The organism is Parasedimentitalea nitratireducens (assembly GCF_057444295.1).
This window is the reverse complement of the sequence record NZ_JBYAXC010000001.1, coordinates 120,100-143,863: the sequence shown is the minus strand read 5'-3', so window position 1 is coordinate 143,863 and position 23,764 is coordinate 120,100. Positions and strand designations below refer to the sequence as shown.

Genomic DNA, 23,764 nt, shown 5'->3' with positions numbered 1-23,764 from the left:
ACTGTACGATAGATCCCTGACATGCCCTCAGAACGTGAACACCGATTTGTCGGACCCCGACGCGGCCAGCTGGTCTTTGCCTTGGTCTTTGTGGCCATTGCGCTGCTGTTGTTGAGCCAGATCAGCGGCCAAACCCGCTGGGTGGACAAAACCAAGTTTGTCGCCCAGCCGCGTTTTTGGCCTGCCATCGCCCTAGGTGGTATGGTGCTGATGGGGGGGCTGCATCTGTACAAACTCCCCTGGCGACGTGTCAGCCGCCACGACATGCACGAGGTCCGCAATTGGGGCAGGGTGCTGGAATACGCCCTGTGGTTCATGGCCTACGTCTTTGCAGTGCCCGTGTTGGGCTACCTCCCGGTGACCCTGATCTTTGTGCCCTGCCTTAGCTGGCGCATGGGTTACCGCAGTGGTTTCATGATGGGCATCAGTGCCGGTTTTGCGGTGATTGTAGTGGTCCTGTTCAAAAGCTTTCTATCCGTCAAAATCCCCGGAGGCCTGATCTATGAATACCTTCCCGGCGCTCTGCGCAGCTTCTTCATACTGAATTTCTGATGGACCTTATCTTCTCTGCTCTCGACATCCTGATGCGCTGGGACGTGGCGCTGGCCTTGCTGGCTGGCTCGGTTGGTGGCGTGCTGATCGGTGCGATCCCCGGTGTGGGCCCCGCCGTCGCCATCGCCATCCTGTTGCCCGCCACCTTCTCCATGGATCCCATCGTAGGCCTGACCGTGCTGTTGGGGATCTACGGCAGTTCTATGTACGGCGGTGCCATCCCGGCGATCCTTATCAACACCCCCGGCACAGCGGTTAATGCGCTGACCACCTATGATGGTTACCCAATGACCGCCCGCGGCGAACCGCGCCGCGCGCTATCACTTGCCTACTCAGCCAGTTTCTTTGGCGGTGTATTTTCGGTGATCTGTCTCATCCTGTTTGCCCCGGTGCTGGCCAAGGTCGCCCCAATGTTCGGCAGCCGCGAGATCTTCCTTGCAGCCATGTTAGGCCTTCTGCTGGTCGTGGTCGCCCACCGTGGTCAATCCCTGATAGCCGGAGCCTTGGCTTTCTTCGGTATCTTCCTGCAAACCATCGGATTAGAGCCTGTTAAATACTCCCAACGCTACACATTCGATCAGGATTTCCTCGGCAGCGGCATCAACCTGATCGTAGTGGTTCTGGGCCTGTTTGCACTCTCCCAAGCCTTTGTCCTGCTGATGGACGAAGACGAGAAAGTCCACCTGACCAAGCTACGCGGCGGCATGTTCCAAGGCTTGCGCGAACTCTCCCGTCACCCTCGCATCGCTTCGGTTTCGGCTGGTTTTGGCGTGTTGATGGGGATGATCCCCGGCGTCGGAGAATTTACCGCCCAGTTCATGTCCTACACCTACGCCCAGAAAACCTCGAAACGCCCGCAGGACTTTGGCAATGGCTCTTCCGAGGGCCTGATCGCAGCCGAAACGGCCAACAACGCAGTCCCCGCCGCCGCTATGGTGCCACTCTTGGCACTTGGCATTCCGGGTGAGGCGCTGACGGCGATGATGCTGTCGGTGTTTTATGTCCACAACGTGGTGCCCGGCCCGGCGCTGTTCCAGAACCAGATGGACTTTGTCGTCGCCCTCTATCTGGCGCTGCTGATCCTGAATGTGTTGGTGCTGATCTTCCTGCTATTCGCAACCAAATCTCTGATCCAGGTGGTGCGCATCCCCAACCGGTTCCTCGGCGTCTGCATCCTGACCCTCAGCTTTGTCGGGGTCTATTCCTTGCGCAACTCGGCCACCGACTGCGTGATGGCCGCCGCCTTTGGCGTCATCGGCTATATCCTCAAACGCCTGTCGATGCCTGCAGTACCCATCATCCTTGGTATGGTTCTGGGCGGCATTATGGAGGTCAAGCTGCGTGCAGGTATGGCCCGGGTCAAGGAACCCCTCGATTTCATTGATCGCCCGGTGGCGCTCATCCTGTTTCTCATCATCGTCATCGTTCTGGTGGTTCATACCCTTCGTGTGCTGAAGGACCGCAAGGAACTGAAGGAGGCCGAATGGCAGACCAAAACCTCATCAACAAACTTCGGCGGGCTGATGTTGCGCCGCAAAAACTCTTTCTTGAAGGATCATGGCAAGAGGGTTCGGGGACGCCACTCCAAGTTACTTCGCCGATTGACGGATCTGTTCTAACCACGCTGCAGGGCGCCTCTGCAACAGATGTGGAAAACGCTGTCGCCTCGGCGCGGCGGGCCTTCCTCGATGGCCGCTGGTCCAAACAGTCCCCCGCCGCACGGAAGAAAGTGTTGCACGCCATCGCCAACCGGATCGAGGCTGAGGCGATGGAACTGGCGGTGCTGGGCGTGCTGGATAACGGCACCGAGTTCAATATGGCCTTCAATGCCGAGCCGGGGTCTGCCGCCGGAACCTTCCGCTATTATGCCGAGGCTTTGGACAAGGTCGGCGGCGAGATCGCCCCAACCGCGCCGGATGTTCTGGGCCTCGTCCACCGCGCACCCGTTGGGGTGGTGGGGGCGATTGTGCCGTGGAACTTCCCGCTGATGATCGGCGCCTGGAAGCTGGCACCCGCACTGGCCATGGGCAATTCGGTGGTGCTCAAACCGGCCGAAACCGCTTCGCTCACCTTGTTGCGACTGGCCGAGATTTGCTCTGAATGTGGCTTGCCCGATGGCGTATTGAACGTCGTCACTGGATCAGGCGCGGAAACCGGTGCAGCCCTGTCCAAATCCATGGGCGTTGATGTGCTGACTTTCACCGGGTCGGGCACCACAGGGCGGCGCTTGCTCGAAGCTTCGGCGGCCTCAAACCTGAAACGCTGCTATCTGGAACTGGGCGGCAAATCCCCCAATATCGTCTTTGCCGACGCACCGGATCTGGCCAAGGCCGCCAAACTCTCGGCGGCGGGTATCTTCCGCAATTCCGGGCAGGTCTGCGTGGCTGGATCTCGTCTGCTGGTCGAGGCCTCGATCCATGACGAATTTGTCGAGATGTTGAAGGCCGAGGCCGAGGAGCTGCGTGTCGGCGACCCATTGGATCTGAACACCCAGATCGGTGCCGTGAACTCCGAGGATCAGCTTCGCCGCAACCTGTCATTCATGGACATGGCCCGGTCCGAGGGCGGGCAGGTGATCACCGGCGGCAGCCGCATTTTGCAAGACACTGGCGGCACCTATATGGCGCCCACCATCGTCACCCATGTGGCGCAGGATCATGCCCTGTTCCAGCGCGAGGTGTTTGGCCCGGTGCTCTCTGTGACCAAGTTCGAAACCGAGGAACAGGCCCTAACATTGGCAAATGCGACCGATTTCGGCCTCGCGGCCGGTGTCTGGACATCTGACCTCAGCCGGGCCCATCGCATGGTAGCAGGTATCCGCGCCGGGGTGGTGCATGTGAACACCTATGGCGGCGCAGATAATACGGTGCCTTTGGGAGGTGTCGGCCAGTCGGGCAATGGGCATGACAAGTCACTGCATGCCCTCGACAAATACGTAGATCTGAAAACCGCGTGGATACAGCTATGAGCAAGACAATTTTGGTTGCCGGAACCTATGACACCAAAGATGACGAGTTGGGCTATTTAGCGGATGTAATCCGGGGGCAGGGCGGCAAAGTGCTGACCATGGATGTCAGTGTACTGGGCGACCCAAGCCAGCCTACGGATGTCAGCAAACACCAGGTGGCCGAGGCTAGCGGCAGTTCCATTCAACAGGCTATCGAGTCTGGTGATGAAAACACCGCCATGCAGATCATGGCACAGGGTTCGGCCGCCAAGGCGCTCGAGCTCTATCGCGATGGCAAGATCGACGGCGTGATCGTACTGGGTGGCACCATGGGCACCGATCTGGCATTGGATCTCTGTGCCGCGCTGCCCGTCGGGGTGCCGAAATATGTTGTCTCTACTGTGTCCTTCTCGGCCCTGATCCCGCCGGAACGCCTGCCCAGCGACGTGCAGATGATCCTCTGGGCTGGCGGGCTGTATGGGCTGAACTCTATCTGCAAGGCCTCGCTGTCGCAGGCCGCCGGCGCGGTGCTGGGCGCAGCGCGCGCGGTTGAACCGCCAAAACGCGATCGCCGGTTGATCGGCATGACATCATTTGGCAAAACCGTGCTGCGTTACATGGTCGATCTAAAACCCGCGCTCGAGGAGCGCGGGTTCGAAGTTGCAGTGTTCCATGCCACTGGTATGGGCGGCCGCGCCTTTGAGAGCCTCGCGGCTGAGGGCGCCTTTGCGGCCGTATTCGACTTTGCCCCGCAAGAGGTGTCGAACCATTTGTTTGGTGGGTTGTCCGCTGGAGAGGATCGGATGATCAATGCGGGCAGATCAGGCACTCCGCAATTGGTGGCGCCGGGCTGTTACGATCTAGTCGACGTGGTGGGCTGGCAACCTGTTCCCGCGCAGTTGGCGGGACGTCCTGTTCATGCCCACAACCGCCTGCTGACTTCGGCTGTGCTGGATGCAGAGGAACGTCGGCAGGTTGCGGCAACGATCTGTGATAAGCTGTCCAGCGCCACGGCTCCGGTTGCGTTGTTGCTGCCTACCAGAGGCTGCAACGAGTGGGACCGCCCTGGAGCCGACCTGCATGACGCCCCAGGACTGGCAGCCTTCTGCGATGAAATGACGGATAAGTGCCCCGACAATGTGACCCTGCACAGTCTGGATTGTCACATCAACGATGATGAATTCACGGCCAAGACACTGCAAGTCTTCGACGCTTGGCTGGCAGATGGAACCGTAAAGCCAAATTGATCAGTTAAGCTTCGCTCGGTCGATAGACCGGGCAGCGCCCGACCCTCCCCGTGGGAGGGCGCTTACGCACCCACCCAGGGTCAAGCGCTGCCCTTTGTTTGTCATTGGTTACGGCGCAGAGAATGGCGATTGGCGATTTGGTGTTTCAAAAACACCCCTTTCATCGTAGTTTTGTAACAAATGACGTTAGGTTTGGGGCGCGACTCAAGGTCAAGGGCTTGGCCAAGGGGTTCATCCATGCCTAGATCACGCCAAATGGGCAGGCCAATCGGCGCTGCCCGCCAAGAATAGGGGGAGCACCGATGAGCGATGCCATCAAATATGAACAGATCGGGGACATTGCAGTTCTGACCGCCCAGAACCCGCCGGTGAACGCGCTGGGTGTTGACGTGCGGCGCGGGCTGCTAGCCGGGATTGAACGGGCCGAAGCGGATGGCGCCAAGGCGGTGCTGATCTATGGCGATGGGCGCACCTATTTCGCAGGCGCCGACATTCGGGAATTTGGCAAACCGATGCTGGAACCGGGCCTTCCCGAGCTTTGCGCCCGGATCGAGGCCTCGCCGCTGATCGTGGTTTCGGCCATGCATGGCACCGCTTTGGGTGGCGGGCTCGAGGTGGCGCTTAGCTCGCACTACCGCATCGCGGTTCCCAGCGCCAAGATGGGCCTGCCCGAAGTGAACCTGGGTATCCTGCCCGGTGCAGGCGGCACCCAGCGTCTGCCCCGTGTTGCGGGAACCGAGGCCGCGCTGGACATGATCACCACAGGTCGCCCAATCAAAGCAATTGAAGCCTTGGAGAAGGGTATCATCGACCGCGTGACCGACGGCGAACCGCGTGAGATCGGTCTGGCCTACGCTCAGGAACTGCTGGACGCAGGAGCGCCACGCCGTGCTGTTTGTGACATGCCTGCGCCCGAGGCAATTGATTTTGATGCCCGATATGATGCGGTACTGAAAAAGGGCCGGGGTCAACTCTCACCAGCCACAGCTCTGCGCGCGGTGCAGGCTGCCTGCGAGGCGGACAGTTTCGACGCCGGTATCAAGCGCGAGCGCGAATTGTTCATGGAGCTGATGAACTCGGATCAGCGTCTTGGCTTAATCCACGCCTTCTTCTCGGAACGCGCGGTTAGCAAACTGCCCGAGTTGAAAGGTGTCACCCCACGTGTGCTAGCACAGATCGGCGTCATTGGCGGCGGCACCATGGGGGCGGGCATTGCCACAGCGGCGCTGCTGTCGGGGTTGAAAGTGACCATGCTAGAGATGACGGACGAGGCCGCCGCTGCGGCCAAAGATCGAATCGAAGGCAACCTGCAAGGAGCGCTGAAACGCGGCAAGATCTCACAAGATCAATTCGACACCCTGACCCAGCAGTCTCTTGGTCTGTCGACAGGCTATGCGGCACTGGGTGACGCAGATCTGGTGATCGAAGCGGTGTTCGAGGACATGGCGGTCAAGAAGACCGTATTCACTCAGCTGGACGCCGTCTGTAAACCGGGTGCAATTCTGGCCAGCAACACATCCTATCTCGATGTGAACGAAATCGCCGCCTGCACCTCGCGCCCCGAAGACGTGATTGGTCTGCACTTCTTCTCTCCTGCGCACATCATGAAACTGCTCGAAGTCGTGGTGGCAGACAAAACTGCCATCGACGTGGTCGCCACCGGCTTTGCGCTGGGCAAGATGTTGAACAAGATCTCGGTCCGCGCCGGGGTTTGTGATGGCTTTATCGGTAACCGCATTCTAGCGACCTATCGCACCTGCGCCGATCACATGATCCTGGACGGCGCCAGCCCCTATCAGATTGACGACGCCATGACCAAATTCGGCTTTGCTATGGGGCCCTTTGCAGTTGCCGATCTGGCTGGCCTTGATATCGGCTGGGCCTCGCGCAAACGACTGGCGCCAACGCGTGATGCACGCGAACGGGTGCCGAGCTTCCCCGACACGCTCTGCGAAGATGGCCACTTTGGCCAGAAAACTGGCAAGGGCTATTATGTCTACGAGGCAGGCAAACGCGGCGGCACACCGAACCCGGAAGTACCTGCGCTGATCGAGGCGAACCGTGCTGAGTTGGAAATCACCCCGCGCGCATTTACGGACGCCGAAATCACCCGCCGTTACATGTGCGCCATGGTGAACGAGGCGGCCAAGGTGGTGGGCGAAGGCATCGCCCGTCGCCCGCTGGACGTCGATATGACGCTGCTGTTTGGCTACGGCTTCCCGCGCTATCACGGTGGGCCGTTGAAATGGGCCGATATCCAAGGGCTGGACGGCATTCTGGCCGATATCAAGACCTACGCGCACGACGATGATTACTTTTGGCAACCCGCGCCGCTGCTGGAGCAGCTGGTGGCCGAGGGCCGGACCTTCGATGATTTGAATATGGAAAACACTTAATATGAAACAAGCAGTTATTGTCTCGACCGCCCGTACAGGGCTGGCCAAATCATTTCGTGGTGCGTTCAATATCACCCACGGTGCCTCGATGGGCGGGCACGCAGTGCAGGCGGCGGTGGAACGCGCCGGAATTGACCCAGGCATGATCGAAGACTGCGCCATTGGCTGCGGCTTTCCCGAGGGTGAAACCGGCAACAACATTGCCCGTCAAATTGCCCTGCGCGGCGGGCTGCCGATTACAGCTTCGGGCCTGACCGTCAACCGGTTCTGTTCCTCTGGCCTGCAAACCGTTGCCCTTGCCGCCAATGCCATTACAGCCGAGGGCGCAGGCCCGATGGTTGCCGGTGGGGTCGAAAGCATCTCGATGGTGCAGCCCAAACTGCGCTCACCGCAAGATGCTTGGATCGCGGAACATAAACCGGCGATCTACATGCAAATGATCGAGACCGCCGATGTGGTAGCCGAGCGCTATGGCATCACCCGCGAGCAGCAGGATGAATACGGCCTGCGCAGCCAGCAGCGGATTGCCGCGGCACAAGAGGCCGGTCTGTTCAAGGACGAGATCGTGCCGATGCAGACCACCATGGCCGTGAAGGACAAGGAAACAGGCGAGATCTCGATGCACGAGGCCACGGTTGAACGTGACGATTGCAACCGCCCGAACACGGTGATCGAAGGCCTGCGCGGGCTGAACCCGGTGCGCGAAGGTGGTTATGTCACCGCTGGCAATGCCTCGCAACTGTCGGATGGAGCCGCTGCGCTGGTGCTGATGGACAGCAAGCAGGCCGAACAACAGGGGCTAGAGGCCATGGGCGCCTTCAAGGGGTTCTGTGTTGCGGGTTGTGAGCCAGATGAGATGGGCATCGGTCCAGTCTTTGCGGTGCCACGCCTGTTGGGACGTCATGGGCTAAAGGTCGATGATATCGACATCTGGGAGCTGAACGAGGCCTTTGCCAGCCAGGCGATCTATTGCCGCGACAAGCTGGGTATCGACGACGAGAAATGCAACGTCAACGGCGGCTCTATCGCCATCGGCCATCCCTTTGGCATGACGGGTGCGCGTATGACAGGGCACATTTTGCGAGAGGGCAAACGCCGCGGTGCCAAGCTGGGTGTTGTCACCATGTGCATCGGCGGCGGCATGGGTGCGGCTGGATTGTTCGAGATCTATTGATCCGCAAAGGGGGAGCGCCCGCCCGGCCCATCGAAGGCCGGTTGGGCGCTGCCGGGCCTATTGGCTGGGCAGGGTGCCAATTTAGATGATCCCTGCGGTGGCAATTGGGCGTTTCTGCGGTATAGCTGGACCCAACTCAATTCCTGTTCGGAGCCGTTTTTTGACCGCATCAGCTTCTGACCACAATCGTGAAATCAGTGATCCCGGCTGCCAGCAATTGGTTGGCTATCGCACCCAAGTGGATACCCGGGATGGGTCCTGCCGGGTCACGCTGGATTTGGAAGCCCGCCACCTGAACCGGGTTGGCGTTTTGCACGGCGGTATCGTGGCCATGCTGCTGGATGTGGTCTGCGGCAACACCGCCGCCGCATTTTTCGACCGCAAGACGCATCCTAGCCTGGTCACAGTATCGCTCAACACAACCTATATAGCTGCCGCAAGGGCAGGGCGTGTGACCGCCACGGCGCAGGCCACGGGTGGTGGTCGCAGTATCGCCTATGTGAACGGATCGTTGCGCGACGAGCATGGGGAGATGCTGGCCACCGCGACTGGGATATTCAAGCGGATCAAAGGGTGATGCGCTTTTGCTGAATTTAAAACGGATCAAAAGGTGGGTGCGGCGTAAGGGTTGAATGCGTGTTTGGATCACGCCACACCTGCTGTTTAGCCAGCCGCAATGGCAGGCTTAACCAGTCTTAGCACTGTGAACCGGAAGACCAGGTGCCATCTGAACCGCACTCATATTCCCAGCTACTGGAGCAAATCGTTGCGCCGGGAGAGTATTTCTTGTCATTGAAATAACATGTGCCGTGTGTGGCGCCTTCGCCGCCTGTGTTGATTGCCGAGGTCTTTTTCGTGGGGTCAACTGGCCCGGCTTTTGGGGTGTCGGATGTGTTTGAATCTGTCATTTTATTCTCCGTTGAAATTTAAATAGGCATTCTAATCGTGGTGTGAAATGAAAGTAATGATCACATTTAACCGCGTGTAACCGTGTATGAATATTTGGGAAAAACCAGTTGTAAGCGTAATGTCGAAAACCTACGCGGTTTCGGCCCAGGCCAGCGTTGTACAAATCTCAATGCTGCGCCGCTAGACAGAAAACACATTCTACGCAAAGATCTACCCATTCGTTGTGTGAGGTATGAGTATGCGCTGTTTGTTTGCAGTATTGATCAGTTTTGCCACTACTGGCGCCCATGCAGATGGCGTCGATCGCGCGGCTATCTGTAGCGAACTGGCGCAAGAGTACATCGAAAAACACCAGAAAAGCCGCGACTATCGGCTGTTTCGCATCTTTGATTTCTACAGCAGCAAAATTGATGCCTGCATCCATGTCGAAGCCAAACTGATTGGCACCCATGTGCAGGTGCGTGACCTGACCGGCGTGGTGTTCAAGGGGCATCAGAACCTGCTGCTGGATTGCGATGCCAGTGGCATTGATGAGGTAAGTATAGAGACGGTGCGCCGACATCGTGGCGACGTGGTTGAGCTTCCGGAAGAGGACTGGCTTTCAGATGGCCAAGGAGGGGTGGCAAAAACCATAGAAACCGCCGAGATCCCGCTGACCCGCAAAGACTGCGAGGCGGCGCTGGAGCATTGGCTGGTTAAGTGGAGCGGCTAGGCCCCCTTATCCCGCACGGTCCCGCTCAGATGCTCAAGGCTTTCAAGCAGGATGAGACACAGCCAGAGCCATAGCTGCTAGGCCCCAATTGCGTGGCAGAAATGCAGCCGCAAAAGCCACTTTCCAAGCGACGGAACCCTGGCTTTGACCCGTGATACCTGTGTTTAGACAACTTGGAGCCTCCAGTGATCCGCTATATCACCATTCCAATCTTTGCTCTTATGACCGCTCCGGTCCTGGCCGATTCCGATTCGAACCGTAGCACCGATTTGATTTCAGCAGACGTCAATATCTCTGAACACGTTTTCAAGACCTGCTTCGCCGATGTTCAGCCAGATGGTGACAAGTGGCCGTCTGGCTCACGTCAGCGGATGAATAAGTCTATCCTGTTGCCATGCCTGCAAGCCGCCAATCCAGAGATTACTAATGATATGTTGGATATGGTGATGGACAGGTATCGCCCTGAAGGTCCAATTCGGAACTAGCGGGGTAGAGAGCGAGAGCTGAAGTCCATCTAAGGAGGCCTGTTGGAACCGCGTTGTTTTTCTACTCAAGCACACGGCAAGCGATCTTGAGACAGGCAACCAACGCCGCGCGAACTTCGGCGTCATAGATGCCGTTGATGGGGCCATTGTAAAATCCATGCACCACAAGTGCCTCTTGATACAGTCGGACAAACTTGTCCCCCCCGGCCTCTATTGCGTGCTCGAACTCTGTTGTCGCCTCGTTGCTGCGGCCAAGGGCGGCCAGCACATGGGCACGGGTATCAAAGGCCGCTGCATAGCCCGGCCGATCCAGCAGCGCCTGATCCACGTCGACCAACGCTTCGGCGTCGCGGCCTTCTAGGTATAGCCCCCAGGCTAGACGATTAAGGTCATTGCCACGATTGTATCGGGCTGAGCCATAATTTGGGTTGCGCAGTAGCGCCTCGTTATAGTCTTCGACCGCCCGGCGATGCTGTCCGAGATGGGTGTAGGCGCTGCCTCGGTTGTTGTAGGTGAACACGTGATCTGGATCCAAGTGCAACGCCTGATCAAAGTCCTCGATCGCCCTGAGGTGACTGCCGCTGCTGGAATATGCATTGCCCCGATTGGAGAGTGCGGCAACAGACTTCGGATCAAGCCGCAAGGCTTCGGTGTAGTCTTCTACCGCTCGGCCATAGAGAGCCATGTCGGAATAGGCGCTGCCCCGGTTCATATATGCGTTAAACGAGTCCGGATCCAAACCCAACGCTTGGTCGAAATCCTCGATTGCCAGTGAATAGTCGTCTTGCATGCGATGGGCGCGACCACGGTTGATATGCGCCCAAGCCAGGTTTTTGCCTTGCCACTCACCAGAGCCAATCGCGGCGGTGCAGCCCGTGATCCGCAGCTGCTGGTTTTCATTTTGTTCGCAGTCGCCCTTGATATCCGCACTTGCGGTATTGGCGAGCCCAGCCACAAGGGCGACCCCGGCGATCATAAACAAAATGCGCATTCTAACTCCTTGCTTCACGCCTGTTACCAGCCAGCCTAGCGAACGCCAGCATTCGGTCAACCGCATCGGTTGAGCGCGCCACAGTTGGCTGCAGGGGTGTTTCGATCGCCTCAATTCAAAAGGACACGGTGGGCGGCTATTGCAGCTCTGGCAGGATGACTTTCTCGATGTCGCCATCTGAACCTGTCAGAGTGACAGACTGACCATCTGGTGAAAACTCAACCGTCACGCCCCCATGGTATTCCCATTCGATATACATGGAAGCTTCAGCAACGAGCGTCCCGGAGTATTCTTTGACCTGCACTTCGACTGTCATACTGCCTTCGTTGTTACCTGTGTTCATGAAATCCACAGTTCTCTGAAAGGCCCTTCGTCCTGTCGCCCTGTGAAAGGCCGTTTCTTCCCAATGTGTTGGCGGATTTTAATAGGTTTCACGGCTCATTTGACGGTTTTCTCTGATGGGGTTCAATTCTCGGAGCAGGCTAGAGGCTGAAACCAGAACCGGCTAGACGGTCAATTCTCTGATTAAATGAACAAGTCATTCAACGTGACTGAGTGGTCTAACAAAGCGGGGTTATGTGGACACGTGTCGGCAATGCCGACAATCCGTAGTTTGGTGACCTTGGTGCGTCATGCCGCTTCAAACACAAAGGGCGGATTTCCGACTTTCGCCGTGATGAGTTTCAGGGTCCGTTCCGCGGGCATTGCAGGCGTTCAGCGCACCAATAATATTTTGGGAAAACTCAGGTTTTGTGTAAGGTCTCTCCAGTTGTAATTTTTAATCAGTCTTTTGTTTCAGTAAGAGGGCAACATGGGCCAGTATAGGATTTTAGCGACCGTCAAAGCATTTGCTTTCGGGGTGGCCGTCGCAACGGCGGGTCTGGCAGAGGATTTTAACCCTTTGAGTGCCAACACGGCCGACCGCATGACCTATCACCGCGCAGTTGATGCTGCCGTTTGGGCCATGCCCTTGATGAACTTCAAATTCTACATCGATGCTCTGGCTCGAGCCGGGGTGGGGCCGAACGATATTGGCTACAATTCGCAGGTGCAAGACTGGCGCTTCCAGACCGCGACGCCGAACAACACGACACCCTACATACACGCATATTGGAACATCAAGGATGGTCCGGTTGTGTTCGAGATGCCTGCGTCGGTCGAAGGAATTGGCATTTTTGGCACTGTCATGGACTCATGGCAACGTCCGCTCGACGATGTGGGTTCAAAAGGCCGGGACCGTGGTCTTGGAGCAAAGTACCTGCTGGTGCCACCTAACTACGATGGCCCGCTGCTCAGGAACGCGTTGGTCTATGAACAAGAAACAAATTACGGATTTGCTGTTCTCCGCCCGATTATCGCTGGTGGCCCAACCAAGGAAAACCTTGCGAAGGCCACAGCGCTGACCAAGCAAATCAAGGTGTATCCTCTTTCCGAAGCCGGGGGGGAAGCCACCACGAATTACGTGGATGTCTACGGCCTGCCGCTGGAGATGACTCCCAAGATGGATGGCGGGATCTATGGTCATATCCACGAGATGATTGGCCAAGAAGTGGTGTTGGACCGCGACCTTGCAATGATGGGCGCACTGGCGCGTGTCGGCATCAAGCGCAACGAGCCTTTCGAGCCCGATGCAAACCTGCAAGCAATTTACGATGCCGCTAGTCCCGAGGCGCTCGAATACATGATCGACCAGTACCACCGTGTCCTCAATCCATTTGTGTTCGAAGGGAAAAAGTGGTCTGCGCTTGTCCCCGACGGGTCGCGAGAGACAGAATGGAGCTATGAATACCCATCCTATTACGACTATGTGGCGCGTGGTGCGCTTTATTACGCGATTATCACAAGCGTCAAGAATTACGGTACAGCGACCTACTACCTCGATCTGGCCGAGACACCAGACGGTGAATGGCTTGAAGGCAACCGCGACTACAAAATCACCGTACCTGCCAATGTTCCGGTCCGCGATTTTTGGTCGATCACGACCTACGATCTAGAGACGGCGTCCTATCTGCGTGACATCGAGCCAAGCACGATTGATTCCAACATGGCTGATGTCGTCAAGAACGATGACGGTTCCGTTGATATTTACTTCGGGCCAGCTGCTCCGGAGGGGAAAGAAAACAACTGGCTCCCAACCGATCCGGAACGCCGCTTTTTCCTGCTCGCGCGGTTTTACGGGCCAGAGCCAAGTTTACTCGACAGTAGCTTTGAGCTGAACGATATGGAGAGAATGGATTGAATTTTTGAACGCCCGGTTAGGGCTGTTAGCCGCCGTTGACGGGCGATTTCTGGACGGGCGCACGGATTTCTGGAGATACAGCGTGAACAGTTTCCACACTGGATGCTCGGTTCCTATCTGAACCTGCATCATCGATCATCAGCCTGTAGTGTGGATACAAATGGTCCTTACGGATTTTACGGAAACGATGCTTCTGGCCACGGCAACTGGCAGGAATTTGCAACGCATGCAGCTAGAGAAATATGACTGGCCGTTGCTGTAGGGTGCGTGCTTGCACGCACCGCTAACGACGCAATGGTGCGTGCAAGCACGCACCCTACACAATACGCTTAGGCCCAGACGCCTTCGGCGGCGGCGCGGATGTTGCGGATGTTTTCACCATAGGGGGCGGGGTTGCTGACCGAGCCGCCTTTGAAGACCGCAGAACCTGCCACCAGTACATCCGCACCGGCCGCAGCCACCAGTGGGGCTGTGACAGGATCAACACCGCCGTCAATCTCGATATGGATCGGGCGGTCACCGATTAGCGCACGCAGCTGTTTGACCTTTTCGACCTGGCTGTGAATGAACTTTTGGCCACCAAAGCCGGGGTTCACGGTCATCACGCAGATCAGGTCCACCATGTCGAGACAGTATTCGACTTCGGATACTGTGGTGCCGGGGTTCAGCGCAAGACCGGCCTTGGCCCCGGCATTGCGGATCGCCTGCAGGGTGCGGTGTATGTGTGGCCCAGCCTCGGCATGGGCGGTGATCACGTCAGCACCTGCCTTCGCAAAACCTTCGATATAGGGATCAACTGGCGCGATCATCAGATGCACGTCCATGACACCCTTGATATGGGGGCGGATCGCGGCGCAGGTGGCGGGGCCAAAAGTGATGTTGGGCACAAAATGCCCATCCATCACATCCACATGCACCCAGTCGGCGCCCTGGGCTTCGATGGCCTCACATTCGGCGCCAAAATTGGCGAAGTCGGCAGCTAGGATTGAGGGGGCAATTTTGATTTTGCGGTCAAAGGACATCGGGCAGCTTCCTTTAGCGTTGGGGTTTGAGGGGCATATAGCCCCTCTTGCCGCAGGGGGGTAGAGGCTTTTCGCAGAGAGGGTTATGCGGCTAAAGGAGGCAGGCCAGCCTCAACGCGTCCTTAATCAGATTTCAGCGAAAAATCCATGCCGCGCCAGGCATCCCCGCCGGGACCGCAGAGATAGGCCAAGGCCTGTGCAACCCAGTCCGCCGGGATATGTGCCGACGGGGCCAGTTGGCTGACGGGGTTCAAGCCAGACGACCGGATTTCGACCTGCATATCGGTGGCGACGGTGCCGGGACTTAGCCCGATGACGCGCAGTCCTTGGTCCCGGCATTCCTTGTCAGCGCAGCGTGTTAGCGACAGGACAGCAGCTTTGGTCGCGCAATAGTGGCTCCAGCCCTCCAAAACGCTGGTTGCAGCGCCAGACGAGATGTTCAGGATCGTTCCCTGACCCTGCGCCACCATAACCGGAATGGCAGCGCGCAGCCCGTGATAGACGCCTTTGAAATTGATATCAGTGACCTTGCCCCAGGCAGATGGAACGCTGTCCTCAATCCGAGAGATAGGATCAATGACCCCGGCATTGTTGATCAACACGTCAACTGATCCAAACTGTGATTTTGCTTGGGTGACCAGATCCGAAACCTGCTGCCAGTCACGGACATCACAGGGGATAGCCATTGTATTATCCCCCAGCTCATCCGCAATGGCCTTGATCGCACCGGCACTTCGGGCGGCCAACACAACATTGCCACCAAGCGCTGCCATGTGGCGGGCCGTGGCGGCGCCAATGCCACGACTGGCACCGGTAATCACAATGGTTTTCCCTGCAAAATTTGTCATGTCACTCTCCGTTTTGGGACTTGATTAGATTAAATCATGCGGTGGGTGCAAAAAATGATGGATGTGACACGGTATTCATGCGTATTTTTCACGAATGGAAATCTCAATCCTCAACATCCTGCTGCAGGTGGCCCGGCAGGGGAGTTTGGCTGGGGCCGCGCGGGCGCTAGCGCTGGATCCGTCCTCGGTATCACGGACTGTGGCAGCGGCTGAATCCCAATTGGGGATCCGGGTCTTCCAGCGCAGTACTCGGCGCTTGGTGTTGACCGAAGCCGGGGCCGACTATCTGGCGCGCATAGAACCGCTGGTTGAAGAGTTGGAAAGGGCCGGGGAAGAGGCCCGCGCACGGGACAAGATCCCCAGTGGGCAATTGCGGATCTCGGCGTCGGTGGCGTTTGGTCAGGTGTGCCTACTGCCCTTGATACCGCTGTTTCGCGCCAAGTACCCAGAGATCCGGCTGGATCTTCAGTTAACAGATCAGAATGTGGATCTGGTGGGAGAGGGGATAGATCTGGCAATCCGGCTGGCGCCAGCCCCAAAAGGGGATCTGATCAGCACCCGCCTAAGGCACACAGGATATCGTGTGTGTGCCACACCCGAGTATTTGCAACAGGCCGGAGCTCCCGATCACCCATCAGATCTTACACCGCGGGACTGTCTGCGTCTGTCATTGCCAGATTACCGAAGCCGCTGGTTGTTCAGGGATGGGATTGGCGATCAGATCGAAGTGCCGGTTGACGGCCCGCTGATGATTTCAAACGCTTTGGCCCTGCGCGAGGCGACCCGGTTGGGGCAAGGGCCAGCCCTGTTGGCCGATTGGTTGGTGGAGGATGATCTGGCCACTGGGCAGCTAGTGGATCTGTTTCCTGATTGGCAAGCGGCCGCCACCACATTTGAGACCGGCGCTTGGGCGCTCTATCCCAGCCGCGCCTATCTGCCAGCACGTTTGCGGGCCCTGTTGGATTTTCTGAAACAGCACCTAAAAGGCGAAGGCTAGATTGGTGGACCACAATAGGCGCTGTTTCGATTAGTCCGTACTGCCATCGCCCGAGACCGGAGCATCATCAATCCCATGGATAAATGTACTGCGCGACCGTAGTTTCTTGTGCTTAGTCGGACTGGAAAAGATCCCGTACAGAATTGCGGCAACTACAGCGCAGGCAAACAGCACTGCCAGCCCGGCGTAAACGTATTCCATAAACATCAGTCAGGTCCTTTGAATACTCAATTAGCTGGGTAAATTCCCAGGAACTATAGCGGTGATTACTCAAAAAACCAGAATTGTGTGGGTGCCGGCGTTACGCAGCCCGATAAAACAAGTACCGTTCAGGCGGAATGCTGTCAGGGGCCTGTAATTGCTCAAACCCAACCAGCGGCTGGCCGGATACGATAACACCACCTGGGGCCATGACCGAGCCAATGGCGGGTGACAGTTTGGTAGCTTCGGCCACATCTTTTTCTTTGATGCCAAAACCAAAATCGTAATGTGCCAATGCCATCCTGTGGCCCTCATTTGCCAGCCGTTCCAGCATCGGTTCAGCCTCGCCTTGCAGGAAATTCTGTTCTGGTGGCACGCAGGACGGATGACACTGAAGAATGCGATCAATCACCCAAACTCGCCGCTCCGACAGCACCTCGCGCAGGTGATCATAGGTGCGGCCATTTCCCAGCCCCATGTCCAGCACGTCTCCGGTCTGGCCGGTGATCTGTTCAGCCGCCCAGTTGAGCCCATCGCGTTGGGCGGTCAGGCGGCGGAGCATGGAATCCAATCGGCTCATGTGGGTGTCCTTTGTTCGATAGTCCAGGGGTAGGCTGGGCCTGCCAGCAGACGCGAAATCAGGGCTTCGGTAAAGCTCCAGATCGCCGCGTCATGGACCAGATGATGGGTGAGAATGCCATAGGGTTCGGCGTTGTCAGCCTGTCCCAAACGACGGTCTTGTAGCTGTTGGGTGACTTGATCCAGCAACTGTTGCAGCGGCACCAGCGACCGGCTGCCCTTCCAGTGGACCGGGTCTAGGTGGGTATTGATTTGTGCCAGTCCGGCTGCGATCTCGGCGCATTTGCGCGGGGTAAAGGTTGACAGGCTGGTGTATCCCAGCTCAGCCAATCCATGAACCACATCATCGCTGATCCGGTTCCAGGGGGGAACAAACATTGGCGTCAAGGCACTGCCGAACAGATCTTGCAAGTTCTGCAGTCCCTGCTTGGCATCAGATAGTATCAACTCAACAAGTCGATGCGCGCCAAACTCAGCTTTCTTCTCGCCCTGCGGCGCATGGTTCTGATGCGCCCAGCCATGCACCGCGGGGATTAGGTTTTTATGCGTAGCCACAAATCCAGCCAACGCAGGCATGGCATCTCGCGGGATCACCGCCAGATGTACCGGCAGGCCCAGTTTTTCAGACAGCGCGCTCAGTTGATCCAGCTGCGCGGTGGGCTCGACTGCATCATCATCCCGCCACCACAGCGGCAAGGTCAGACCTTGATCCTGCCAGGCCTGCAACTCTTGATCCAGGCCAGTCCAATCGCCAGTCATGTGCGTTGTCCTGCAAGCTCTGTGGCGATTTCAACGGCCCGCTGGGCGCCGTCAAAATGCAGATCTTTGGTGGATCGGCGCGGCGCATCCATGGCGGTGCGAACAGCTTCGCACAGGCGGTCTGGCGTCAGCTCGGCGCTGGTGACAACTTCGAAACCGGGCATCGGCGCCAGGCTTTGCGCCCGCAGCCCTTGTTCAACCTCTTTGCCTGCGTCAAAGGGCACCAGCACCGCAGGGGTACTACTCTGCAGCAGGTCCAGCGCAGTGTTATAGCCACACATGCTAACCGAGGCCGCCGCAAGGGGTAGCATTTGTCGAAAATCCAGGCGGGCGGGTTCGATCACCGCAGGCGATCCCATGGCCTGTAACTGCTCGGTCCGTTGGGGTGCGTCACTGCCCCCAACCAACAGCCGCCACCGGGTATCCGGCATCTGCGCGGCAGCAAGACAGGCGGTTTCAAACAGCGCATCACCGACGCTGCCGCCACCGGCGCTGACCAAAATCTCACCTTCGCCTACGTTCTGCGGGTGCGGAACTGGGGCTGGGGGCGCGACATATCCGGTATATCGCAGCTTATCTGCCAGCATTCCGGACACCGGCCAGCTCACCTCAAGCCGGGTGGCGGCGGGGTCGGAATGCACCAGCACCGCGTCATAGAATTCACCTATCATCGCATCGGCCTGCACCGCCTTTTTCGGCTTTGATGGCGGTGCAAGGATGTCGCGGATCGAGGCCAGCACAACGGGGCGGCGTGGCAAGGCGTGGGCCGCTGCCAACAGGGCCTTGAATTCACCCGCCAGGCTGCGGCGGCCAAAGGGGTAGAGCTCGGTGATCAGCACATCGGGCTGCATTTCACGCAGCACCGTGCAAAGCGTGTCTTGGCGGTTTTGGTAGTAAGCCTCTTCTGCGATCTCACCCGATGCGGTCAGCAGTCGGGTAAACTCAATCCCGTCGGATCGCAGGGGAGGCAGTTGGATTAGCTCAACACCATCACTGCTTAATTGCGGCGCGGCAAACCCGCCTGATGCAACAGACACCTGATGCCCAGCCGCCACAAAGGCGCGGCCCAAGGTTAGGGCACGGCTGAGATGGCCGGTGCCCAACAGGTGAGTAACTGAAATCAGAACCTTCATTCAGTTCCTGCGCGTTTGGTCAGCCGCACCGGGTCAGTAATCGGAGACAGGTTATCACCTTCAATCTCGATAACAAACAACCGGTTGCGCTTGATCCGAAACGGCGCAGGGCCGTCAAAATCCCAACCATATGCCTGCGCCAAGATCATCCGCATGATGCCGATGTGGCAGACTGCAACCGTGTCGCGTGTCAGATTGGCGACCCAGGGTTCGATCCGCGCCCAGACCTCGGCCGGGGTTTCACCACCCGGTGGCCGATAGTCCCAGCCCCAATGCTCGATATCGCGAAAGCCGCTGTTTGGATCAGCTTTTAGATCCAGGCCATGTTTGCCTTCCCAGTCACCCCAGAACATCTCGGTCAGGGCTGGCGCGGTCAGTGGCTCTCGTTCGGCAACAATCTCGGCTGTTTCAACGGCGCGTTTTAGCGGGCTGGACCAAAGATCTGCCTGATCCCAGGGCTCGGGCAAGGCAAATCCGGACAGATCAGCCCGCGCGCCAGCATCCAGCGGAATGTCGCTGCGGCCTTGTATCCTGCCGGCGCGGTTCCAATGGGTGTGGCCGTGGCGCAAAAGTGCAAGTCGGATCATGTCGTTGTCTCCAATAACGGTGTGACGGCGGACCAGAACCGGTGGGTTGCGGCAGGGGCCAAATGTGTTTGGGATATCATCCCGCGCGCCGCAGCGCCACGGGTTCGGCGCAACGTCACGTCGCGTTGCAACTGGCTGATACAATCGGCCAATGCCTGCGGTCCATCTTTGGGCGCGGGGTAATCTCCCGGTGCCAGCACATCGCGCAGGCCGGGGCGGTCTTGGGCCACCACCGGCAGCCCGTGGTTTTGTGCTTCCAGGTAGACCATGCCAAAGGCCTCGTTCACGCCAGGCCACAGAAACAGGCTGGCGTTGTGATAGGCCTGTGCCAGTGCAGCGCGGTCGAGCTGGCCCAGAAATGTCACGCGATTGCCAAAGGGCGCCATCAGCGCTTCGACCTGTGCGCGGGCCGGTCCATCACCAGCAATCTGCAATTGCCAGTCGCCAGTCAGATGCGCCAATGTGTCGGCGATAATCTGATACGAGGCTAGTTTATCCCCCGCGCGCATCATGCCGGTGGCCAACATTGGGCCATCCAGTGGTGCAGCCGAAGGCAGAGTGTGGGAGGGCAAAAAGGGCGGGAAGTGGATCAGCTTCTGCTCGCCAAAGCGTTCCCGATCCAGCGTGATCAGGTCGTTGGCTGTCAGATAGAAAATCGCATCCGCCGCATTGCAGGCATCGTGAGCCGCCTGCGCAAATCCCGTCCAGGGGCCGGTCAACCGGCTGGTGGCGCGGGTGGATTCGATCTGCACATAGGGAATGCCCCGTGCAGCCGCGACACGCGGGCCGATCAGATCCGGGGCCTTGTAGTAGTTATGGTAGGTCACCCAGAGATCCGTTTTGGGCATGTCGCGGATCAGGCGGGTCGCCTCATCCTCGGCCTGTTTGTGCAGCTCTGCCTGATGATCCGCGTCGCCGCGTTTGTCATAGATCTTTAGCTCGGACACCAGATCCACATCAGCGCCGTTGGCCCCGATCACCTGCATCAGGTTGCGGGCCATTTCACGGTCGCCCGAGGGCACCGGATGGTGCGGCGATTTCATCGGCGCGTAAAAGGCAACCCGCCTGTCGTCGCCCGGTATCATTTGCCTGCCAGCATGGCGCTCAACCGTTCAGACAGCCGTGCGATGCCCGGGTTCATACCAAACTCCGCCTTAAGCCGGGTCAGCGCCGCCTCGGCCATTTCAGCGGCCTTGGATGGGTGGCGGGCGATTTGCAACATCGCCTCGGCCAGGGCCTCGGGTGCGTCATCAGACAGCAGCCCATGGGTGCCGCTGGTGATGAATTCCGGGATCGCAGACACGGCGGTCGACAGGATTGACAGGCGCTGCGAGGCGGCCTCCATCAGTACATTGGGAAGCCCGTCGCGGTCGCCATCGCTGGCAACCCGGCTGGGCAACACAAACAGATCGGCGGCGCGCATGGCCTCGATCACCTCGGGCTGGTCACAGGCCCCGCGCCAAGTGATGCGGTCGTTGACCCCGGCCTCGATCGCCTGTTTTTGCAGCTGGTCCTTCAGGTCGCCGCCACCGATATGGGTCCAGTGCCAGTCCAACCCGGTGGGCAACAGGGCAAGGGCTGCGATCAGGTTGTCAAACCCCTTTTTCTCAACCAGCCGACCCACCGACATCAGATGCAGCGGATCACTGGCCTGTCGCCACACACGGTCGGGCGCGGCGGGAAAGCGGGTGAGGTCCAGACCGTGATAGATCAGGTCAATGCGCGAAGGGTCATCGGACATCTTTTGCAGATGCTCGGCGCCAAACCCGGTGCAGGTTGCGCCAAAGGCGGCGCCGTGATGCGCGCTGGAGAGTTTCTCTGAAATCTCCCAGTCGGGTGAGGTCCAGATGTCCTTGGCATGGGCTGAGAAGCTCCACGGCAACCCACGCATGATCGCGGCATACCGCGCGACCGAGGATGGCGTGTGCAGGAAGTGAGCATAGAGGCCTAACACTTCGTCGGGCATTTCAGCGGCCAGCACACAGGCCTGCCCAAAGCGGCGGATGCGGTTGTGGCTGGGATCGCGTTTCAGATCAGCACGCCAGACACGGTAAGCTTCGGCGTAGCCGGGCAGGGACTGGGCGATGTCACGCGCACGCCAAACCCGGTCGGGTTCTTCGTACAGGTACTCTGGCAGGTAGTTGACCTGCGCCTGCAATTGTTCGTGCAGCGGGTGGCGTTTTACATCGGTGGGATGACGCAGCGACCAGATTTCAAAAGCGTGGCCAGCGGCTTCGAGTGCCACCAGTTCTTGCGCGATGAAGGTCTCGGACAGCCGCGGCCAGCCCTTGACCAGAACCGCCAACGGCGGGCGTGTATTGTTCATTTTTGGGCCTCGGTCAGCAGGTTTTCTACCCGCTTGGTCACATAGTCCAACCCGTCCAGCAGGCCGGAGGGGAACGCGGCAGATGGTGGTTTGCGCTGCGCCAGCGAGCGGATCGCCCTGATCATTGCCTCGGGAGTCATGCCGTCGCGGTTTTCGTCCAGCATGGCAATCAGGCCCAGCTGTTCGGCGCGGCTGGCGCGGATCCACTGTTCGAGCCGTGGTGTGGTGCGCGGTACAATAACGGCGGGTTTGTCGAACGACAGAACTTCGCAGAAGGTGTTGTAACCGCCCATGCAGATCACGCCCTGAGCGCCTGCAAACAGGGTTTCGATCTGGGATTCAAAACCCACGGATGTGACACGACCAGCTAGTTGCTCCACACGGGTTTCAAACCTTTCGCGGGTTTCGCCGGATAGGAAGGGCCCATAGACAAGTATAGCACGCGGGTTCAAATCCGGGTCGCGCTCATAAGCCGCCAGCACCAGATCGACCATTGCAGCGCCATCACCGCCACCGCCTGGGGTGATCAGCACATAAGGCTGTTCCGGTGGTTCACCAACGGTTCCCAGATCGCGGCGCAGATAGCCGGTATAGTGGGTGCGAGCCTGTACCGCGGGGCTGAGATTCAGGCCGGAGGTGGGATCATAGATCGCTTTTTGCCCATACACCCAAACCTCGTCATAGAACCCTTCGGTGGCGGGAATGGCGCTTTTGCGCTCCCATTCGGCGGCCAGCACCTCGGGTTCGTCCAACACATCGCGCAGGCCCAGTACCAGCTGCGCCCGTCCGCGTGATTTCAGCAGATCCAGTGTGGGCAGCAGCTCGCCGCGAAATCCGGTGGGTTCTTTGTCGACGATCAGCACATCCGGGTCGTACTGCTCGGCGGTAGAGCGGATCAGGCCGGCGCGCAGGTCGGTGGTCTCGTCAATGCTCATCCCCATGGTGCGCGAGGCATAGGAGCCATCCGACAGTTTGGTGACACCGGGCAGGCGCACGTGGTCTACCCGTTTGGGAAAGGCAAAACGGCCGGCAACAGGCGATCCGGTCAGGATCAGCGCCGAAGCGGTTGGATCGGCTGCGGTGATGGCGCCTGCCAGGGCGCGAGAGCGGCGCAAATGGCCAAGGCCAAAGGTATCATGACTGTACAGCATCACCCGAGGCGCGCGCTTGGTGGTTTCGGCTTGGTGGTTCGAGCTGTTGGGGGATGTCATGAGGAGGCCTGAGAAACTGGGGCGAAATGGGACTGTAAAGAAGAAGCAGCCATGGCAATGGACCCACGCGGGCAGATATTCTGAATGACGCGTATACTGTCAGAAGGCAGGTCTAGGCAAGCCGAACGCTTCGGCGCGCACAAAGAAGTCGGGGTAAACCCTGTCTGCTCGACCATCGTCTGCCTCTGGTTGCGTCGCCACTCCCACGAACTAGGGTGGCACGGTCCATATTCTTGTTGCCCATTTCGGTGCCAGGATCGCAAGCAATTCACTTTGGGAACGCAGGGTCTTTCACCGGAACTGGCAACCAGAAAAGATATAGCCTGAGCGTAAAAAACATGCAATCAGCGCCGGATTATCTCGGTGTATAATTGCGTGAGGCCATGGGGGTTACGCTTTGACTTCGGCTGGGCTAATTTCGGGCAAATAACTTAAGGATCAATCCTGTA

24 protein-coding genes are annotated in these 23,764 nt (G+C 58.5%); 11 read left to right on the top strand and 13 right to left on the bottom strand.

Translation table 11 applies throughout. The features are described 5' to 3' along the window. The first annotated feature begins 21 nt into the window (after positions 1-21). The 7 genes from AC2T28_RS00655 (at position 22) to AC2T28_RS00625 (ending at position 8,893) form a co-directional block, all read left to right on the top strand. Positions 22-552, top strand: a complete 531-nt coding sequence (locus AC2T28_RS00655; RefSeq protein WP_486747012.1) for a tripartite tricarboxylate transporter TctB family protein — start codon at positions 22-24, stop codon at positions 550-552. Then, entirely contained in the window at positions 552-2,171 is a 1,620-nt protein-coding gene (locus AC2T28_RS00650) for a tripartite tricarboxylate transporter permease (protein ID WP_486747011.1), read from the top strand. Before AC2T28_RS00655 ends, AC2T28_RS00650 begins: the two co-directional genes overlap by 1 nt. Continuing rightward, positions 2,054-3,520: an aldehyde dehydrogenase family protein gene (locus AC2T28_RS00645; protein ID WP_486747994.1), complete on the top strand. Its 1,467-nt coding sequence runs from the start codon at positions 2,054-2,056 to the stop codon at positions 3,518-3,520. Before AC2T28_RS00650 ends, AC2T28_RS00645 begins: the two co-directional genes overlap by 118 nt. Then, on the top strand, positions 3,517-4,746 hold the full coding sequence (locus AC2T28_RS00640) for a Tm-1-like ATP-binding domain-containing protein (RefSeq protein ID WP_486747010.1): 1,230 nt from the start codon (positions 3,517-3,519) through the stop codon (positions 4,744-4,746). Before AC2T28_RS00645 ends, AC2T28_RS00640 begins: the two co-directional genes overlap by 4 nt. Positions 4,747-5,048: 302 nt before the next feature. Next, a complete protein-coding gene (locus AC2T28_RS00635; RefSeq protein ID WP_486747009.1) occupies positions 5,049-7,142 on the top strand; it encodes a 3-hydroxyacyl-CoA dehydrogenase NAD-binding domain-containing protein in 2,094 nt (697 codons plus the stop codon). 1 nt (position 7,143) lies between these two features. Beyond that, the gene (locus AC2T28_RS00630; RefSeq protein WP_486747008.1) at positions 7,144-8,316 is read left to right on the top strand and encodes an acetyl-CoA C-acyltransferase; all 1,173 of its coding nucleotides are present in this window, start codon (positions 7,144-7,146) and stop codon (positions 8,314-8,316) included. 160 nt (positions 8,317-8,476) lie between these two features. After that, the gene (locus AC2T28_RS00625) at positions 8,477-8,893 is read left to right on the top strand and encodes a PaaI family thioesterase (protein ID WP_486747007.1); all 417 of its coding nucleotides are present in this window, start codon (positions 8,477-8,479) and stop codon (positions 8,891-8,893) included. 118 nt (positions 8,894-9,011) lie between these two features. Here the strand turns inward: AC2T28_RS00625 and AC2T28_RS00620 are convergent, their stop codons facing one another. Beyond that, on the bottom strand, positions 9,012-9,224 hold the full coding sequence (locus tag AC2T28_RS00620) for a DUF1496 domain-containing protein (RefSeq protein ID WP_486747006.1): 213 nt from the start codon (positions 9,222-9,224) through the stop codon (positions 9,012-9,014). A gap of 233 nt (positions 9,225-9,457) precedes the next feature. Here AC2T28_RS00620 and AC2T28_RS00615 point away from each other — a divergent pair, with 233 nt between their 5' ends. Then, positions 9,458-9,937 carry a hypothetical protein gene (locus tag AC2T28_RS00615; protein WP_486747005.1) on the top strand — a complete coding sequence of 160 codons (480 nt, stop codon included), beginning with the start codon at positions 9,458-9,460 and terminating at the stop codon, positions 9,935-9,937. A 185-nt stretch (positions 9,938-10,122) separates the two neighbouring features. Beyond that, positions 10,123-10,422, top strand: a complete 300-nt coding sequence (locus tag AC2T28_RS00610) for a hypothetical protein (protein ID WP_486747004.1) — start codon at positions 10,123-10,125, stop codon at positions 10,420-10,422. A 61-nt stretch (positions 10,423-10,483) separates the two neighbouring features. Here AC2T28_RS00610 and AC2T28_RS00605 read toward each other — a convergent pair whose 3' ends face one another. After that, positions 10,484-11,413: a tetratricopeptide repeat protein gene (locus AC2T28_RS00605; RefSeq protein WP_486747003.1), complete on the bottom strand. Its 930-nt coding sequence runs from the start codon at positions 11,411-11,413 to the stop codon at positions 10,484-10,486. A 136-nt stretch (positions 11,414-11,549) separates the two neighbouring features. Continuing rightward, positions 11,550-11,756 carry a hypothetical protein gene (locus AC2T28_RS00600; RefSeq protein WP_486747002.1) on the bottom strand — a complete coding sequence of 69 codons (207 nt, stop codon included), beginning with the start codon at positions 11,754-11,756 and terminating at the stop codon, positions 11,550-11,552. Positions 11,757-12,224: 468 nt separating this feature from the next. Here AC2T28_RS00600 and AC2T28_RS00595 point away from each other — a divergent pair, with 468 nt between their 5' ends. Beyond that, positions 12,225-13,652: a DUF1214 domain-containing protein gene (locus tag AC2T28_RS00595; RefSeq protein ID WP_486747001.1), complete on the top strand. Its 1,428-nt coding sequence runs from the start codon at positions 12,225-12,227 to the stop codon at positions 13,650-13,652. A 329-nt stretch (positions 13,653-13,981) separates the two neighbouring features. Here the strand turns inward: AC2T28_RS00595 and rpe are convergent, their stop codons facing one another. Further along, positions 13,982-14,674 carry a ribulose-phosphate 3-epimerase gene (gene rpe / locus AC2T28_RS00590; RefSeq protein ID WP_486747000.1) on the bottom strand — a complete coding sequence of 231 codons (693 nt, stop codon included), beginning with the start codon at positions 14,672-14,674 and terminating at the stop codon, positions 13,982-13,984. A 122-nt stretch (positions 14,675-14,796) separates the two neighbouring features. Beyond that, positions 14,797-15,522 (bottom strand): SDR family oxidoreductase, encoded by a 726-nt coding sequence (locus tag AC2T28_RS00585; protein ID WP_486746999.1) that lies wholly within the window; start codon positions 15,520-15,522, stop codon positions 14,797-14,799. Between the two features lie 94 nt (positions 15,523-15,616). On the opposite strand from AC2T28_RS00585, the gene AC2T28_RS00580 reads away from it, so the two are divergent. Further along, on the top strand, positions 15,617-16,519 hold the full coding sequence (locus tag AC2T28_RS00580; protein WP_486746998.1) for a LysR family transcriptional regulator: 903 nt from the start codon (positions 15,617-15,619) through the stop codon (positions 16,517-16,519). A gap of 30 nt (positions 16,520-16,549) precedes the next feature. On the opposite strand, the gene AC2T28_RS00575 is transcribed toward AC2T28_RS00580, so the two are convergent. From AC2T28_RS00575 to AC2T28_RS00540, 8 genes are all read right to left on the bottom strand, one after another. Next, a complete protein-coding gene (locus AC2T28_RS00575; RefSeq protein WP_486746997.1) occupies positions 16,550-16,726 on the bottom strand; it encodes a hypothetical protein in 177 nt (58 codons plus the stop codon). 94 nt (positions 16,727-16,820) lie between these two features. Then, complete coding sequence (locus AC2T28_RS00570; RefSeq protein ID WP_486746996.1) at positions 16,821-17,300, bottom strand: class I SAM-dependent methyltransferase; 480 nt, start codon at positions 17,298-17,300, stop codon at positions 16,821-16,823. Continuing rightward, the gene (locus AC2T28_RS00565) at positions 17,297-18,058 is read right to left on the bottom strand and encodes a polysaccharide deacetylase family protein (RefSeq protein ID WP_486746995.1); all 762 of its coding nucleotides are present in this window, start codon (positions 18,056-18,058) and stop codon (positions 17,297-17,299) included. The genes AC2T28_RS00570 and AC2T28_RS00565 overlap by 4 nt, the downstream gene beginning before the upstream one ends. Then, positions 18,055-19,191 carry a glycosyltransferase family protein gene (locus AC2T28_RS00560; protein ID WP_486746994.1) on the bottom strand — a complete coding sequence of 379 codons (1,137 nt, stop codon included), beginning with the start codon at positions 19,189-19,191 and terminating at the stop codon, positions 18,055-18,057. Before AC2T28_RS00560 ends, AC2T28_RS00565 begins: the two co-directional genes overlap by 4 nt. Further along, positions 19,188-19,778 carry a histidine phosphatase family protein gene (locus AC2T28_RS00555; protein WP_486746993.1) on the bottom strand — a complete coding sequence of 197 codons (591 nt, stop codon included), beginning with the start codon at positions 19,776-19,778 and terminating at the stop codon, positions 19,188-19,190. The genes AC2T28_RS00560 and AC2T28_RS00555 overlap by 4 nt, the downstream gene beginning before the upstream one ends. After that, on the bottom strand, positions 19,775-20,863 hold the full coding sequence (locus AC2T28_RS00550; RefSeq protein ID WP_486746992.1) for a glycosyltransferase family 4 protein: 1,089 nt from the start codon (positions 20,861-20,863) through the stop codon (positions 19,775-19,777). The genes AC2T28_RS00555 and AC2T28_RS00550 overlap by 4 nt, the downstream gene beginning before the upstream one ends. Then, on the bottom strand, positions 20,860-22,104 hold the full coding sequence (locus AC2T28_RS00545) for a glycosyltransferase (protein WP_486746991.1): 1,245 nt from the start codon (positions 22,102-22,104) through the stop codon (positions 20,860-20,862). The genes AC2T28_RS00550 and AC2T28_RS00545 overlap by 4 nt, the downstream gene beginning before the upstream one ends. Next, positions 22,101-23,315, bottom strand: a complete 1,215-nt coding sequence (locus AC2T28_RS00540) for a glycosyltransferase family protein (RefSeq protein WP_486746990.1) — start codon at positions 23,313-23,315, stop codon at positions 22,101-22,103. The genes AC2T28_RS00545 and AC2T28_RS00540 overlap by 4 nt, the downstream gene beginning before the upstream one ends. Positions 23,316-23,764: the final 449 nt, after the last annotated feature.